Annotated in this window: 15 protein-coding genes and 1 pseudogene; 8 read left to right on the forward strand and 8 right to left on the reverse strand. The window is 46.1% G+C overall.

Annotated features, from left to right (window positions below; all coding sequences use genetic code 11):
- Nucleotides 1-3 precede the first annotated feature (3 nt).
- From coaE to AOC07_RS00990, 5 genes are read right to left on the reverse strand one after another with little or no spacing between them, the layout of a single operon-like run.
- Entirely contained in the window at nt 4-690 is a 687-nt protein-coding gene (gene coaE, locus AOC07_RS00970) for a dephospho-CoA kinase (RefSeq protein ID WP_371816720.1), read from the reverse strand.
- A complete protein-coding gene (locus AOC07_RS00975) occupies nt 645-1145 on the reverse strand; it encodes an A24 family peptidase (protein WP_215357778.1) in 501 nt (166 codons plus the stop codon). Before AOC07_RS00975 ends, coaE begins: the two co-directional genes overlap by 46 nt.
- On the reverse strand, nt 1145-2191 hold the full coding sequence (locus AOC07_RS00980; protein ID WP_215293551.1) for a type II secretion system F family protein: 1047 nt from the start codon (nt 2189-2191) through the stop codon (nt 1145-1147). Before AOC07_RS00980 ends, AOC07_RS00975 begins: the two co-directional genes overlap by 1 nt.
- Entirely contained in the window at nt 2182-3261 is a 1080-nt protein-coding gene (locus AOC07_RS00985) for a GspE/PulE family protein (RefSeq protein ID WP_215357780.1), read from the reverse strand. The genes AOC07_RS00980 and AOC07_RS00985 overlap by 10 nt, the downstream gene beginning before the upstream one ends.
- Nucleotides 3258-4547 (reverse strand): HlyC/CorC family transporter, encoded by a 1290-nt coding sequence (locus AOC07_RS00990; RefSeq protein WP_215293553.1) that lies wholly within the window; start codon nt 4545-4547, stop codon nt 3258-3260. The genes AOC07_RS00985 and AOC07_RS00990 overlap by 4 nt, the downstream gene beginning before the upstream one ends.
- A 118-nt stretch (nt 4548-4665) precedes the next feature.
- Here AOC07_RS00990 and AOC07_RS00995 point away from each other — a divergent pair, with 118 nt between their 5' ends.
- Complete coding sequence (locus AOC07_RS00995) at nt 4666-5178, forward strand: methylated-DNA--[protein]-cysteine S-methyltransferase (RefSeq protein WP_215357782.1); 513 nt, start codon at nt 4666-4668, stop codon at nt 5176-5178.
- 2 nt (nt 5179-5180) lie between these two features.
- Here AOC07_RS00995 and AOC07_RS01000 read toward each other — a convergent pair whose 3' ends face one another.
- The gene (locus AOC07_RS01000; protein ID WP_215357784.1) at nt 5181-6146 is read right to left on the reverse strand and encodes a squalene/phytoene synthase family protein; all 966 of its coding nucleotides are present in this window, start codon (nt 6144-6146) and stop codon (nt 5181-5183) included.
- Nucleotides 6147-6268: 122 nt separating this feature from the next.
- Here AOC07_RS01000 and AOC07_RS01005 point away from each other — a divergent pair, with 122 nt between their 5' ends.
- Both AOC07_RS01005 and AOC07_RS01010 read left to right on the forward strand, forming a co-directional pair.
- Nucleotides 6269-7684 (forward strand): sodium:solute symporter family protein, encoded by a 1416-nt coding sequence (locus AOC07_RS01005; RefSeq protein WP_215357786.1) that lies wholly within the window; start codon nt 6269-6271, stop codon nt 7682-7684.
- A 103-nt stretch (nt 7685-7787) separates the two neighbouring features.
- A complete protein-coding gene (locus AOC07_RS01010; protein WP_215293557.1) occupies nt 7788-8807 on the forward strand; it encodes a 2-dehydropantoate 2-reductase in 1020 nt (339 codons plus the stop codon).
- 82 nt (nt 8808-8889) lie between these two features.
- Here the strand turns inward: AOC07_RS01010 and AOC07_RS01015 are convergent, their stop codons facing one another.
- Nucleotides 8890-9657: a fumarylacetoacetate hydrolase family protein gene (locus AOC07_RS01015; RefSeq protein WP_215357788.1), complete on the reverse strand. Its 768-nt coding sequence runs from the start codon at nt 9655-9657 to the stop codon at nt 8890-8892.
- 55 nt (nt 9658-9712) lie between these two features.
- Between AOC07_RS01015 and AOC07_RS01020 the strand changes: the two genes are divergently transcribed.
- Nucleotides 9713-10648 (forward strand): reductase, encoded by a 936-nt coding sequence (locus AOC07_RS01020; RefSeq protein ID WP_215357789.1) that lies wholly within the window; start codon nt 9713-9715, stop codon nt 10646-10648.
- A 6-nt stretch (nt 10649-10654) separates the two neighbouring features.
- Here the strand turns inward: AOC07_RS01020 and AOC07_RS01025 are convergent, their stop codons facing one another.
- On the reverse strand, nt 10655-11659 hold the full coding sequence (locus tag AOC07_RS01025; protein WP_215357790.1) for a polyprenyl synthetase family protein: 1005 nt from the start codon (nt 11657-11659) through the stop codon (nt 10655-10657).
- 75 nt (nt 11660-11734) lie between these two features.
- Here AOC07_RS01025 and rplU point away from each other — a divergent pair, with 75 nt between their 5' ends.
- The 4 genes and pseudogenes from rplU to proB all read left to right on the forward strand — a co-directional run.
- The gene (rplU, locus tag AOC07_RS01030) at nt 11735-12046 is read left to right on the forward strand and encodes a 50S ribosomal protein L21 (protein WP_011902040.1); all 312 of its coding nucleotides are present in this window, start codon (nt 11735-11737) and stop codon (nt 12044-12046) included.
- A 19-nt stretch (nt 12047-12065) separates the two neighbouring features.
- A complete protein-coding gene (gene rpmA, locus AOC07_RS01035) occupies nt 12066-12326 on the forward strand; it encodes a 50S ribosomal protein L27 (RefSeq protein WP_112202866.1) in 261 nt (86 codons plus the stop codon).
- An 87-nt stretch (nt 12327-12413) separates the two neighbouring features.
- Nucleotides 12414-13502 carry an Obg family GTPase CgtA gene (gene cgtA, locus AOC07_RS01040; protein WP_215293561.1) on the forward strand — a complete coding sequence of 363 codons (1089 nt, stop codon included), beginning with the start codon at nt 12414-12416 and terminating at the stop codon, nt 13500-13502.
- A 26-nt stretch (nt 13503-13528) separates the two neighbouring features.
- Nucleotides 13529-14299: pseudogene (proB, locus tag AOC07_RS01045) on the forward strand (glutamate 5-kinase); the annotation flags it as partial.
- Between the last annotated feature and the right edge of the window lie 2 nt (nt 14300-14301).

Below are 14301 nucleotides of genomic sequence, written 5' to 3' on the forward strand. Positions count from 1 at the left end.
ATTCTATGACGAACTGAGCTGATCTTTCTGAATCTGCAAGATTTCTTGGTGCAAGCTTGCTACTTCTGATTCTAAGTCCCTAAGAGTTCCCTGGTTTTCAATCACCATATCGGCATGCTTGAGACGTTCGTGGCGACTGGCTTGGGCCGCGAGAATTCCTTGTAGCTCCTCTCTGGCTAAATTGCTGCGCTGCATCACTCTTTTAATCTGAATCTCTTCCGGGGTGTCCACCACTACCAAGCGATCTATCAAACTTAACCAGGAGCCGGACTCAATGAGTAGAGGTGCGACAAAGACTAGGTAGGGCGCACCATCTTTGCTGAGCTGCAAGGCCTGTCTGATGGTCTCTTGGCGAATGAGCGGGTGAGTAATCGCCTCCAGGGATTTTCTGGCCTCAGGCTTTGCAAAAACGAGAGCACGCATCTTGTCTCTGTTCAGCGCCCCATTGACTGTAATAAAGCCTGGGCCAAATTGTTCCTCGATTAGTGCAATGGCTGGTCCATTGGATGCGGTAACTTGATGGGCAATGAGGTCGCTGTCCACAATGCCTGCGCCTAGTTTGGCCAGTAAGTCGCTTACAGTGGTTTTCCCGGATCCAATGCCACCGGTTAGGCCAATAAGGGGTATATGCCCCTTGAGTGCGCTTAAGTCAGATTGCTCAGCAGTAGGTTTTGGAGGAACTGTGGCCATAACAACTCAATGATGCCAGCAAAGATCAGAAATGGGCCAAAAGGAAAGGGCGTCTCATGATTCTTCTGATTAAATCGTAGCCATACTATGCCGCCAATGATTCCGGTTATAGAAGCTATGAGCAGGGTGCTTGGCAGGCTTGCCCATCCCAGCCAAGCACTGAGCGCAGCGAGAAGCTTGGCATCACCCATGCCAATCCCATCTTGTTTCTTGATATATCGATATAGGCGATTCAATAGCCATAACAGTAGGTAGCCAAGTAGGCTGCCAAAGATCGATTCTTGAAGACTTACAAACTGCAGGCCCGGTAAGCTATTGAAGCAAAGACCAGTGAAGATCAGCGGAAGAGTGATGAAGTCGGGTAGCCGGAAAGTTCGTAGATCGATATAGGCCAAGTAAGCCAATATCAGGATCAGCAAAACCCGAATAAGGTCGACAACTTCTGGAGAGCCCATTAGACAATCTGTCCTAGATTAAAGATTGGGAGATATAGGATTATGACAAAACTGCCGATTACAACCCCAACAAAGATAATGAGCAAGGGCTCTAAGCTTTGACTCAAAGTATTCAGGCGGTTGCTCAGTTGGGAGCCTAAGGTATGGGCTCGTTTGCTCAGCATTATTGGAAGAGAGCCGCTTTCTGAGGCGATTCGGAGTAATTGCAAAGTTTCAATATCAAATAAGACATGTTTAGGGTCAGCACGAATTAGTGCATCACCTAGTGGCCAGCCTCTAGTGAGGTGTTTAAAGATTTCTGCGCTTAAATCGTGGCTAAGCCAATGGTTAGAGGATTGCGCCGTCACCCGGAGCGCGTCTGGAAGTGCTAAGCCTGAGTCTAATAAATGCCCGAAAGTCCTGCACCAGTGGGTCAGCGTTGCCAGGCGAAATAATTTACCCAAAACGGGAATCTGAAAACTCAGTTCATCACATGTTTTCTGTAGGCGAGGTATTTTTAGCCAAGCGAATAAAAATAATCCAACGCTAACAATGAAGAGGCCAGTCATTTCCAGGTAGAAGTGTTCAATGACAGTCGATATCTGTATGAGCACTTTTGTGGGCGCTGGTAATTCAGCCTGAAAGTGGGCGAAGACGTCCTTAAATACCGGCACAACCCAAATCATCATGACCAGAATCAGCAGAACAGAGCTGGCAAGGGTGATGATGGGATAGCTAAGCGCTTGCTGGATTTTGCGGCGTAATTCAATTTGCGCTTCCAGTTGTCGACAAATCGTTTCTAGTGCCAATTCAATATTACCGGTGCGCTCACTGACCCGAATAAGATTAATAAATTCCGCAGAAAATTGGTTTCTCTGCGCCACCAATGCTTGAGAAAAGCCCTCTCCCCGCCTGAGCTGGGCGCATAAATTAGCCAAGCAGATCTGCCAGTGCTTGGGGGCAGACGCTAGAATAAGTTCCATCGCATTTAAGAGTGCAAGACCAGCGCTTAAAAGCGATAAGAGCTGCTGAGCGAATGTCAGTTGATCTGATTTGCTTAGTGCCATGTGCCGACCTCGCTCTCTAGGTCAGACTCTCTAATCAAGCCCTCTTTTACATATCGAAGCCCAGCCTCATGCATGGTGAGGGGCTTTAAGGATGAGTCAAATAAGTGTTGCACACCTAATACTTCATGCACTCCGATACGACCATGACGTCCGCTACCTTTGCAAGCGGCACACGGGGTCACTTTATGTTTAGCTTGACCCTGGCATTGCCGACATATTTTTCGAATCAAGCGTTGCGAGCTGATTGTGCGCAAACAAGATTCCAGTGATTCTTGGTCAAGCCCTAAACTTTTCAGTCTGATTAAAGCGCCTCTAGCATTGCGAGTATGTAATGTGCTCAGGACAAGATGACCAGTTTGCGCGGCCTGTATGGCGATCTGGGCGGTAGCGCTATCCCGAATTTCACCAATCATGATGACATCCGGATCCTGTCGTAAGAGCGCGCGAATAATCGTGGAGAAATCTAAACCTGAGCGAGGGTGATAGGCGACTTGATTTACTCCAGGTAGACGAATCTCAATGGGATCCTCTATGGAGCACAGGTTTCGGTGACTTTGATTTAGGGCGCGTAAGCAGCTATACAGAGTTCTGGTTTTACCGCTACCAGTTGGTCCCGTAACCAATATCAAGCCATTTGTTTGATTGAGAGCATCTTGGAAAATGGTTAGTTGCTCTGGATGCAAGCCAATTTGATCGATAGCCAGATCATTGATGCAACTAGGCAAAATCCGCACAACAGCCTTTTCACCATAGAGAGTGGGGAGTATCGATACTCGGCAGTCAATATTTGGCTTGGAAAAATCATAGCCAATTAAGAGTCGTCCATCTTGGGGAAGGCGTTTCTCTGCAATATCGAGCCGTGCCAATATTTTGATGCGAGTGATTAAGCGTTCGTGAAGTTCAATCCCAAATTGGGCCTGGATTTGTAGCAGGCCGTCTACTCGAATGCGGACTAAAGTACCCTGGGAAGCGGCTTCAATATGAACATCACTCGCCCTAGATTCAAGCGCATTAACTGCGATTTCATGCCAGGTGCGAATAATGAGTGAGTCATCATGGGTGTTACTCAATCTTGCTCTTGAGTGAGGGCAGGTTGATACAGTTTTACAGTCTTTACTCCCTGCTCATCAAATTGCACGATCTCCATCACAATTCCTGCAATTTTTAAACTGACGTCATGATCGGGAATTGCTTCGAGCTTTTCAAGGATGAGGCCATTTAAAGTGCGAGGACCATCCAAAGGCAAGTTGAGGTTGAGAAGGCGATTAAGATCTCTTAGCGATGCAGTGCCACTCGCCAGATAAGTACCATCAGCTAGCCAATGAGGGTCAGTTGATAAATTGGAAAAAGAAGTGGTGAACTCACCAATGAGCTCCTCCACAATATCTTCGAAGGTGACTAGACCAAGGACTTCGCCATACTCGTTGACAACTAGGCTTAGGCGCTGCTGGTTGTCCTGGAAGAATTGCATCTGCTGTAAGACAGGGGTGCCGCTTGGAATGAAATAAGGCTCATTTAATAAGGATTGAAAGTCCTCATGCTTCAGGTCTGTATCACCCAGCAGAGATAAAGTTTTTTTGACAGACAGGATGCCTACGATGCGCTCAGAATCGCCGTCACAAACTGGAAGCTTATTGTGATAGCAGGTTTCTAATTGTTGAATTACCTCTTCAATTGGTCGTGAGAGGTCAAGAACTTCAATTTTCGATCGGGGGGTCATCACATCGTCAACCGTAATATTTTCTAGGTTGAATAAATTGAGCAAGATATTGCGATGATGGTTTGAAACAAAGCGATTGGACTCTAAAACTAAGCTGCGAAGCTCCTCTTTACTCATGGTTCTGCTATCAGAGGAGGATTGCAGCCCAGAGACCTTCATCAGGCCGGATACAAAGCTATTGATAAACCAGAGCAGTGGCTTTAGGAAAAAAGTCAGCGGCAGAATAAACCAGCCCACTCGAGATGCAATTTTTTCTGGAAAAGCTGCCCCGATGACTTTCGGGGTGATTTCACTAAAAATAATGATGAGCAAAGCAACGACTAAAGTTGCAATAGATAGTACGAGGCCACTATCTCCGAAGATATGTAAAGCAATTCCCGTCACCAAAATGGGCAGGATGGTATTAATGAGATTGTTGGAAATTAAAAGCACCGACAAAAGCGAATCAATGCGTTTAAGGAGTCGCTCTGCTAAGGCTGCCCCCGCATTACCACTCGTTGCCATGGCGCGTAGGCGATGGCGATTAGCGGAAAGCATACTGGTTTCTGCCATTGAGAAAAAGCCAGAAAGTGCGAGTAAAAATAGGACCAGAGCAACTTGGCCATAAAAGGGCCAATCGTCAAAAAAAGTGTCCATGAGGTCTGCCTGCAAAAAGTAAGGATGAATCAATATAGCAAAGTGGCATTTCACAAGCTATAGATACGGAAGAAACCCGCGTCGTCTTTGGCGTTTAATTATGTGAGAATTGCTTTCTATGGCCCCAGTTAAAAAACAAGTTTCCTCAGATAGCGCGCAATACTGCGTGATTGCAGCCCCTTTTGGGCGCTTAGGCATTTGGACTGAAATGGTTGAGGGAAGTTTGATGTTGTCGGGGATTGAGTATCTACCGGCTTCTGCGACCTTAGTAAGCCCCCAAAATCAACTGGCAAAAGAGGCTGAAAAGCAGCTCAAGGCCTACTTTCAGAATCCACATCATGAGTTTGATTTGCCCATTAAGTCCTCAGGTACCGAGCATCAGCAAAAGGTCTGGAGAAATATTCAGACAATACCCGTTGGCAAAACAAAAACCTACGGTGAGATTGCTAGCAAGATTAAGAGTGGCCCGCGTGCAGTGGGGACAGCGTGTGGTGCAAATCCCTACCCATTAATAGCGCCCTGTCACCGGGTGGTTTCTGCACAAGGAATTGGTGGTTTCATGAAAGAAAATTCGCCGGGACTTTATCGTCAAATCAAGCTGTGGCTTTTAAAGCATGAAGGTGCGCTGTAAGTTCAGATAATTTTTCTTAAAGCGCTAGACGAGATGTCAAAGAAAGTACTCATTAGGGCATCACTTTTCACTGCGAATTGAGTAAAGGCATAAAAAGCCATCACGGTATTTCTGGAGAGCTTTACTTCCTCTTTGTTGCTAAATTCTTTCTGCTTTGCAATCTTTGAGAGTGTCATGACAGCTAAGCCAAAGGCTAAGAAACAAAAACGCCGCATTCCAAGCTCCTCTTTTGGAATCAAGAAAATGTACCTTAAGGAGTCTTGCAGCTTTTCATAGGAGATCTTTAAAAGTGCTTTTTGACTCATATCGGCTGGCTTCCAAGATACACCACGGGCGTGATCTTCAGGGGAGTCTTTAAGAATGTTGGTCATCTGCAAGGCTTGACCGAAGGCAATAGCGAGGTCCTCGTGGCCCTTGATACTCTTTGTAAATGCAGACGAGTGATTGCTAAAAATAGTCGTCAAGAGCTCTCCCACTACACCCGCAACCACATAGCAATATTTCTCAAACTCCGGCAAATCTTTTAGGCCCGCTTGAGTTTGTTTCCCGTGGAAATGGGACATCCCCTCTGACATGATGGAGACGCAGCGACTCACTGCTGCTTGATCATCCTTCGAGCAGGTATGCAAAATTCGTAAAACAGTTGGGGTATGGGCAATGAGGTCTAACTCATCTTGGTTACCGTAATGGTGGAGCGCTTCAAGGCAGGGCTTTACAAAAGATTCTACTGACCCTTTCTCAAGGACAGCATCTAAAAATAATTGAGAAAGTCTTTGCTTGATCTCTGGGTTTAAATCGGCTGCATCTTCAATGGTGTCAACAATGCGGCAGAGCAGATAAGTGTTGCCCACTACTTTTTCAATGATGGGAGTTAAAAGTGGAATGGTTAAGGCAAAGGTGCGAGAGACTGAGCCCAAAATGGCTTTTTGATAAGCCAGGTCAGTGCTTGGGTTTTCGCTCAGGCTCATTTGGGGTGAATTCACCCTTGAATTATGTCAGAGTGGCATGCTCTAAATTGGTACTTATTCCCTTACTAACAAAAGTGACAAGGCCATATAATTTCACCAAATTCTTCAGGGAGAAATCGGGCGTGCTGATTTGGTTCGTCATCATTTACTGGGTTATATCTGTCGGCATTGGCTTGTGGGCTGCTCTACGTGTAAAAAATACGGCCGACTTTGCTGCTGCTGGCCATAGCCTTCCGCTTCCAATTGTTACAGCCACTGTATTTGCTACCTGGTTTGGCTCTGAGACTGTTCTAGGTATTCCAGCTACTTTTCTTAAAGAAGGTTTGGGCGGAGTGGTTTCTGATCCCTTTGGATCCTCCCTCTGTCTCATTTTGGTGGGCCTCTTTTTTGCACGCCATCTTTATAACCGTCGGATGCTGACGATTGGCGATTTCTTTCGCGAGAAATACGGACGTACTGTTGAAGTCCTGGTAACCCTTTGTATTGTGGTTTCTTATTTGGGCTGGGTGGCTGCTCAAATTAAAGCCTTGGGCCTAGTATTCAATGTGGTGTCTGAAGGAGCGATTTCTCAAACGGGCGGCATGATGATCGGTGCCGCTAGTGTGTTGATCTACACCTTATTTGGCGGTATGTGGTCTGTAGCGATTACGGATTTCATTCAGATGATCATTATTGTGATTGGTATGCTGTATATCGGCGGAGAAATGACCATGCAAACCGGTGGTATCGGGGTTGTGATTGAGCATGCGGCAGCTGCTGGTCAATTTAGCAACTTCTGGCCCGATATGAACCTTGCTTCCATCCTGGGGTTTGTTGCCGCTCTGTGCACCATGATGCTTGGATCCATTCCCCAGCAAGACGTTTTTCAGCGCATTACCTCTTCCAAGAATGTGAATATTGCTGTGCAGGCTGCAATCTTGGGCGGCGTTCTTTACTTTATTTTTGCTTTCGTACCAATGTATTTGGCTTATTCAGCAACCCTCATTAATCCGGACTTGGTTAAGGAGTATTTGGATACTGATCCGCAGATGATTTTGCCAAAGCTGATTCTGAATCATGCGCCGATCATTGCGCAGGTGATGTTCTTCGGCGCTTTACTCTCAGCGATTAAGAGCTGTGCGAGTGCAACCTTACTCGCACCTTCCGTAACTTTTGCGGAGAATATCGTTCGAGGATTTTTTAAGCACCTATCGGATCATGATTTGCTAAAAATCATGCGCATCACCGTTTTATGTTTTGCAGTGGTGGTCACTTTCTTTGCTGTAAATTCTGAGCTCTCTATTTTTAAGATGGTTGAGAGCGCCTACAAGGTAACTTTGGTGGCAGCATTTGTCCCGCTGGCGTTTGGGGTGTATTGGCCCAGAGCTAACTCTTTGGGCGGCTTACTGGCAGTGATCTGCGGCCTGACGATTTGGATTAGTTGCGAAATTCTGGCTCCAAATAGTATTTTGCCGCCTCAGTTGGCAGGTTTATTTGCCAGTCTTGCAGGCATGATCTTGGGTAGCTTAGTGCCCAAAGATCTACTTAAAGCAGTTTAAGGCTTATTTCGCCTAAAAATTAGGCAATATAAATTGTTGCACTGCAAAATATTCTCCTCTAATATGACATTAATTCAAAAATTATTGTTCTTATGGAGTTTCTATGAAAATCTGTGTAATTGGTGGAGGTGGCGCCATTGGTGGCTATCTCGCTGTCATGTTGGCGCGAGCGGGTAATGAAGTAACGGTCGTGGCGCGTGGTGCAACTCTAGCTGCTATTAAAGAACGTGGTTTGGCGTTGATTATGAATGACCAGCCAGAACCTTTAGTTGCTGAAGTCAAAGCAGTCGAAAAAATTACAGATGCTGAAACACCGGATGTAGTCATTTTGGCAGTAAAAGCACATCAAGTTGAACCAATCATTGATGACTTAGCTGCCATTATGGGGCCAGAGACTATTTTGATTCCAATGCAAAATGGTATTCCATGGTGGTATTTCCAAAAGCTTGGCGGGGAGTATCAAGATCATTCAGTTGAAACTGTTGATGCTGGCGGCGTTGCGAAGAAGGCAATTAATCCAAATAACATTATTGGTTGCGTTGTATATCCAGCAACCTTTACCCAAGCCCCTGGAGTGATTCGTCACGTTGAGGGCAATCGTTTTCCATTGGGTGAGTTAGATGGCAAATCTACCGAGCGCATCCTGAAGGTGTCAGAGATGATGGGTGCGGCTGGGTTTAAATCACCAATCCTTGATGACATTCGCTCTGAGATCTGGCTCAAGCTTTGGGGCAACATGACTTTCAACCCAATCAGCTCTTTAACTCATGGAACCTTGGAAGGCATTTGCCAATACCCATTGACTAAAGAGTTAGCGCGCAACATGATGGCAGAAGCGCAAACCATTGCAGAAAAGCTTGGCGTTACTTTTCGGGTTGATATTGAGCGTCGCATTGCTGGCGCTGAAAAAGTCGGCAAGCACAAGACTTCAATGTTGCAGGACTTGGAGGCTGGTCGTAGCTTAGAGATCGATGCGCTCTTGGGCTCAGTAATTGAGCTTGGCAAGATTACTCAAACACCTACACCTTGTTTGAATACCGTCTTTGCTTTGACAAAGTATTTAGATGAAAACGTGCAGGCTTCTAAAGGGAGCTTGGCATTGCCATCGGTATCTGGCTACTAGGCTTAAAACTAAACCAGTTTTTTAGTATTAAAAAATCCTTGCTACTCAGCATAGCAAGGATTTTTGTTGTGTAGCAGCCAATTTATTCGAAGCGATTATCTAATTGGCCAACGCCATCAATCATGATGCTGACATTGCTGCCAGGTTTCATTGAGCCAACGCCCACTGAAGTTCCACAGGCAATGATGTTGCCCGGCTCTAAAGGGATATCTTGTGAAATGAGGCTTACCAATTTTGCTGGCGGGAAAATCATATCCGCTACTGGATAGTTTTGGCGCTCTTGATCATTGAGAATGGTTTTAATGGTCAATTTACTTGGGTCAACATCAGTGGTGATGTAGGGGCCAAAGACGCCGAAGGTATTAAAGCTCTTGGAGCGAGTCCACTGTGCGTAGCCAGGGTCACGATTGAGAATTTCAATGGCAGTGACATCGTTAATGCAGGTATATCCAAAGATGGCTTTCGCTGCTTCAGATTCATCTGCTTCATGGATTCGTTGGCCAATCACGATGCCAAGTTCCCCCTCATAAACAACTTTTCCTGAATAGGACTTGGGTGTGCGAATGACTTGGTTCGTTGCCAGGAAAGAATTGTTCCCCTTTAGAAAGTACAAAGGCTCAGCAGGTATAGCGTGTTCTAGCTTGGCAACGAGAGCGTGAAAGTTGTCGACCATTGCAACCATCTTGGATGGGGTGCATGGTATGTCAATGACGACATCTGCTAATTGAAGTGTTTCGCCAGTAGGTTTTGGATTCTGAAATAAGTCTCCTGAGTACACCGCGATTTGGTCGCCTTGCACTTGTCCTAAGCCACTTTTACCTTGGTGCTGAAATCTAAGCCACTGAGCCATAATGAGTTCCTGAGAAGTAAATATTTGATAAGCAATATCTTACAGGGACGTATTGATGTCGAAGACTTCTGAACTCGCATTTGCTCCAGAAATGGATCAGCCCATTCGCTATATCGAGCGGACTCGAAGCTATTACCTCGGTTTAGGTTATGAGAACCCTTATGTTTGGGCGCATTACATCGATGTGCCATTTTCCCCGCTCAAGAAACCACTCAATCAATCAGTCTTGGGGCTGATTACGACGGCGGTGCCCTTTGATGCTGATAAAGGTCCGCAGGGTCAGGGCGCTTCTTATAATGCTGCTGCAAAGTTCTATCAGCCATATCAAAAACCAATCAACCCTGATATCGATTTAAGAATTGCTCACGTAGGCATTGATCGTAAAAATGCCAATATGGAAGATAGCAATTGTTGGCTTCCCTTAGAGGTCGCTAAGCAAGCAGCTCAGTCCGGAAGGGTGAAGACTCTATCGTCGAACTTGTATGGTTTGCCAACCAATCGAAGTCAGCGTCATACTTTGGAAATAGATGCGCCTCTTATTTTGGAAATGCTGCGTATTGACAAAGTTGATGTTGCGGTATTAATTCCAAATTGCCCGATATGTCATCAGAGCCAAAGTTTGTTGGCGCGATATTTAGAGATAAACGGTATTTCTACAGTCATCATGGGAGCTGCAAAAGATATTGTTGAGTATTGCGGTGTGCCGAGATTTTTATTTAGCGATTTTCCATTGGGAAATGCAGCAGCAAAGCCAAATGATCCAAGTTCTCGTGCGCTCAATTTTGAATTAGCGCTAAGCCTTTTAGAAAACGTTCCTGCGCCACGCACGACATTACAGTCACCACTAATTTGGTCTTCTAACCCCTCTTGGAAGTTCGATTACTCGAATCTAGAAAAGCTATCTCCTGGAGAGATTGCGCGCTTAAGTGCAGAGGCGGAACAGGCGCGCATTACTGCGCGTGAACTCAGAGTGAACAGCGTGGGAGCTTAATAGGTTTTAAGTTTGGCGCGACAGAGAGTATTCGCACAAGGCATGCAATGCTGATGAAGCCTCGTTAGCTGGAAAGTCTTGAATGCAGGCCAGAGCTAAATCTGCTTCACGTTTGGCGGCAGCCTGGGTGTAATCCAATGCGCCAGAAGTTTGTACGGCTCTTAAGATTTGTGCGAATACGTCATCTGGTAAATCTTGATTTTGTTCAATGGCGGCACGAACTAGAAGACGTTCTTCATTGCTGCCATTTTCTAATAAGTAGATGAGCGGTAGCGTCGGTTTACCTTCACGTAAATCATCGCCAGCGTTCTTGCCCATCTGCGCAGCATTGGCCGTGTAATCCAATAAATCATCCATGAGTTGAAATGCGGTGCCAATGTGACGACCAAACGCGGCAGCTTGCTCGCGCCGAACGTCAGATCCGTTTGCCAAAATTGCGCCCAGCTCGGTTGACGCTTCAAATAGTTTGGCAGTCTTGTAGCGAATAACTTGCAAATAGCTTGCTTCATCCACTTCAGGATCGTTCATATTTAAGAGCTGCAGCACTTCGCCTTCGGCAATCGTATTGGTGGCGTCTGACAGAATTTGCATGACTCGCAGGTCATTTGGAGCAACCATCATTTGAAATGCCCGGGAATACAGAAAATCACCCACTAAAACGCTGGCTGCATTCCCAAAAGCCGCATTTGCGGTTTCTCGGCCTCTTCTGAGGGTGGATTCATCGACCACATCGTCGTGGAGGAGGGTGGCGGTATGGATAAATTCCACTACAGCGGCCATTTCTAGGGTGTGCGCGGTTTCTTTCCCGTCAGCTAGAGCTTTAGCTACTAGCATTAATAGGGCTGGTCTGACCCGTTTTCCACCAGCTTGGATGATGTATGTGGAGATTTGGTCAATTAAGGCTACTTTTGAGGCTAAACGATGGCGAATCACTCCATCTAAGGCCTTGAAATCTAAGGCAATTGGGGCCAGGATTTGGCTTAAGTCATTGATTTTGACAGTGCTCGACATGCAAGATATAATAATGGGCTTAGCTTATCCAGGGTGGATTGGCTTAAATGTAAATATTAATTGAGGTTTCAAACCATGTACGCGGTCATAAAAACCGGTGGCAAACAGTATAAAGTTGCTGCAGGCGAAAAATTGAAAATAGAACAGATACCAGCGGAAATCGGCAGCGAAATCACTCTTGACCAAGTCCTCGCCGTTGGCGAAGGCGCTTCACTGAAATTAGGTGATCCATTGGTTAATGGTGCAGCTGTGATGGCCACTGTCGTCTCCCAGGGACGTCACGATAAAGTGACAATCTTTAAGATGCGCCGTCGCAAGCATTACCAAAAGCACCAAGGCCATCGTCAGAATTTCACTGAAATTTTGATCAACACGATTAAAGCCTAATTCAGGGTAGGAGAAAGATATGGCACAGAAAAAAGGCGGCGGCTCAACACGAAATGGCCGCGACTCAGAATCGAAACGCTTAGGCGTTAAGGTATTTGGCGGCGAGCAGATTAATGCTGGCAGCATCATCATTCGTCAACGTGGCACTAAGGTTCATCCTGGTGTAAACGTTGGTATTGGTAAAGATCACACTTTGTTTGCCTTAATTGACGGCCAAGTGGAATTCGGCGTTAAGGGTGCTTTGAAGAAGGCCCAAGTTTCAGTCTTGCCTCGTTCATAAGGTGCCTGACTGAGACTCGTTTGATTCAGATTTATTCCGAATTTAACTCTTAGGAACAGGCCTCGCTAAGCGAGGCCTTTTTTATTCATGAAATTTATAGACGAAGCGCGTATTGAAGTCATAGCCGGCCAAGGTGGCGCCGGGAGTGCCTCTATGCGCCGTGAAAAGTTCATTGAATTTGGCGGGCCTGACGGCGGTGATGGCGGCAAAGGTGGAAGTGTATGGGCTGTTGCTGATCGCAATATCAATACTCTAATTGATTACCGTTACGCTAAAACACACACCGCAAAAAATGGTGAACCTGGTCGTGGTGCTGATTGCTATGGTCGCGCAGGCGACGATATCGAATTACGTATGCCGGTTGGTACGATCATTGCTGATTACGAAACGGGTGAGCCGATTGCTGACTTAACAACCCATGGTGAGCGCCTATGTCTTGCGCAAGGGGGCGTAGGCGGTTGGGGAAATATTCACTTTAAGAGCAGTACCAATAGAGCGCCACGTCAGAAAACGAATGGCAAGCCAGGTGAGCGTCGTAAATTGAAATTGGAACTCAAAGTGTTGGCTGATGTTGGTTTGCTCGGCATGCCTAACGCTGGTAAATCTACTTTGATTACAGCTGTTTCAAATGCGCGACCAAAGATTGCCGACTATCCATTTACAACTCTGCATCCTAATTTAGGTGTGGTTCGTGTGGGTAATGAGCGCAGCTTTGTGATTGCGGATATTCCGGGTTTGATTGAGGGTGCCGCTGAAGGTGCTGGCTTAGGCCATCGTTTCTTGCGACATCTACAACGTACAGGCGTGCTGTTGCATTTGGTTGATATTGCACCTTTTGATGAGAATGTCGACCCTGTGGCGGATGCAAACGCGATTGTGAATGAGCTGCGCAAGTACGATGAGGCTTTAGTTGAGAAGCCACGTTGGCTGGTGCTCAATAAAGTGGATATGATTCCTGAAGAGGATCGTAAAAAGGTTGTTGCAGACTTTGTGAAAAAGTTTAAGTGGAAAGGTCCCATGTTTGAGATCTCCGCTTTAACTGGACTTGGCTGCGATAAGCTTTGTTATGCCCTGCAAGATTATTTGGATTCTGTGCGTCGTGATCGTGATGAGCAAGACGAGCGCGCCCAAGATCCTCGCTACAAAGATCAGTTAGAAGATAAAAAACCCGATTAAAGTATTCATTCAGATTCTTATTTGTTATGAACGCCAAAGAAACTAAACGTATCGTTGTTAAAGTAGGCTCTAGCCTTGTCACCAATAATGGTGAGGGTTTGGATCATGCTGCGATTGGGATGTGGGCTGAGCAAATGGCTGCTTTATTAAAGACTGGCCATGAAGTGTTGATGGTGAGCTCAGGGGCTATCGCTGAGGGAATGCAGCGTTTGGGATGGACCAAGCGCCCACGGGAAATTCATCAACTTCAGGCTGCTGCTGCAGTTGGCCAAATGGGCTTAGTCCAGGTTTATGAAAGTTGTTTTGCGCGTTTTAACTTACGCAGCGCACAGATTTTGTTGACTAATGCTGACTTGGCAGATCCAGAGCGTCATGCGAATGCTAAGGCAACCTTAGACACCTTGTTAAAGCTGGGTGTCGTTCCGATCATCAATGAAAACGATACTGTAGTTACTGATGAAATTAAGTTCGGCGATAACGATAGTCTCGCTGCCTTAGTCAGTAATTTAATTCATGCCGATTTGCTAGTGATCTTGACTGATCAAGGTGGTTTATATACTGCTGATCCTCGTCAGAACGCTGACGCTACCTTGCTAACACATGCTATTGCAGGTGATCCTGCTTTGGAGAAAATGGCTGGTGGCGCCGCAAGTGAATTGAGCAAGGGCGGCATGTTAACTAAAGTACTGGCTGCAAAAATTGCCGCTCAAACTGATACATCGACTGTGATTGCGTCTGGTCGTGAGCCCAATGTACTTACTCGCCTCTTAGCCGGCGAGAAAATTGGCACGCATTTATC

This window comes from Polynucleobacter sp. UB-Raua-W9, assembly GCF_018687435.1.
Taxonomy (GTDB): domain Bacteria; phylum Pseudomonadota; class Gammaproteobacteria; order Burkholderiales; family Burkholderiaceae; genus Polynucleobacter.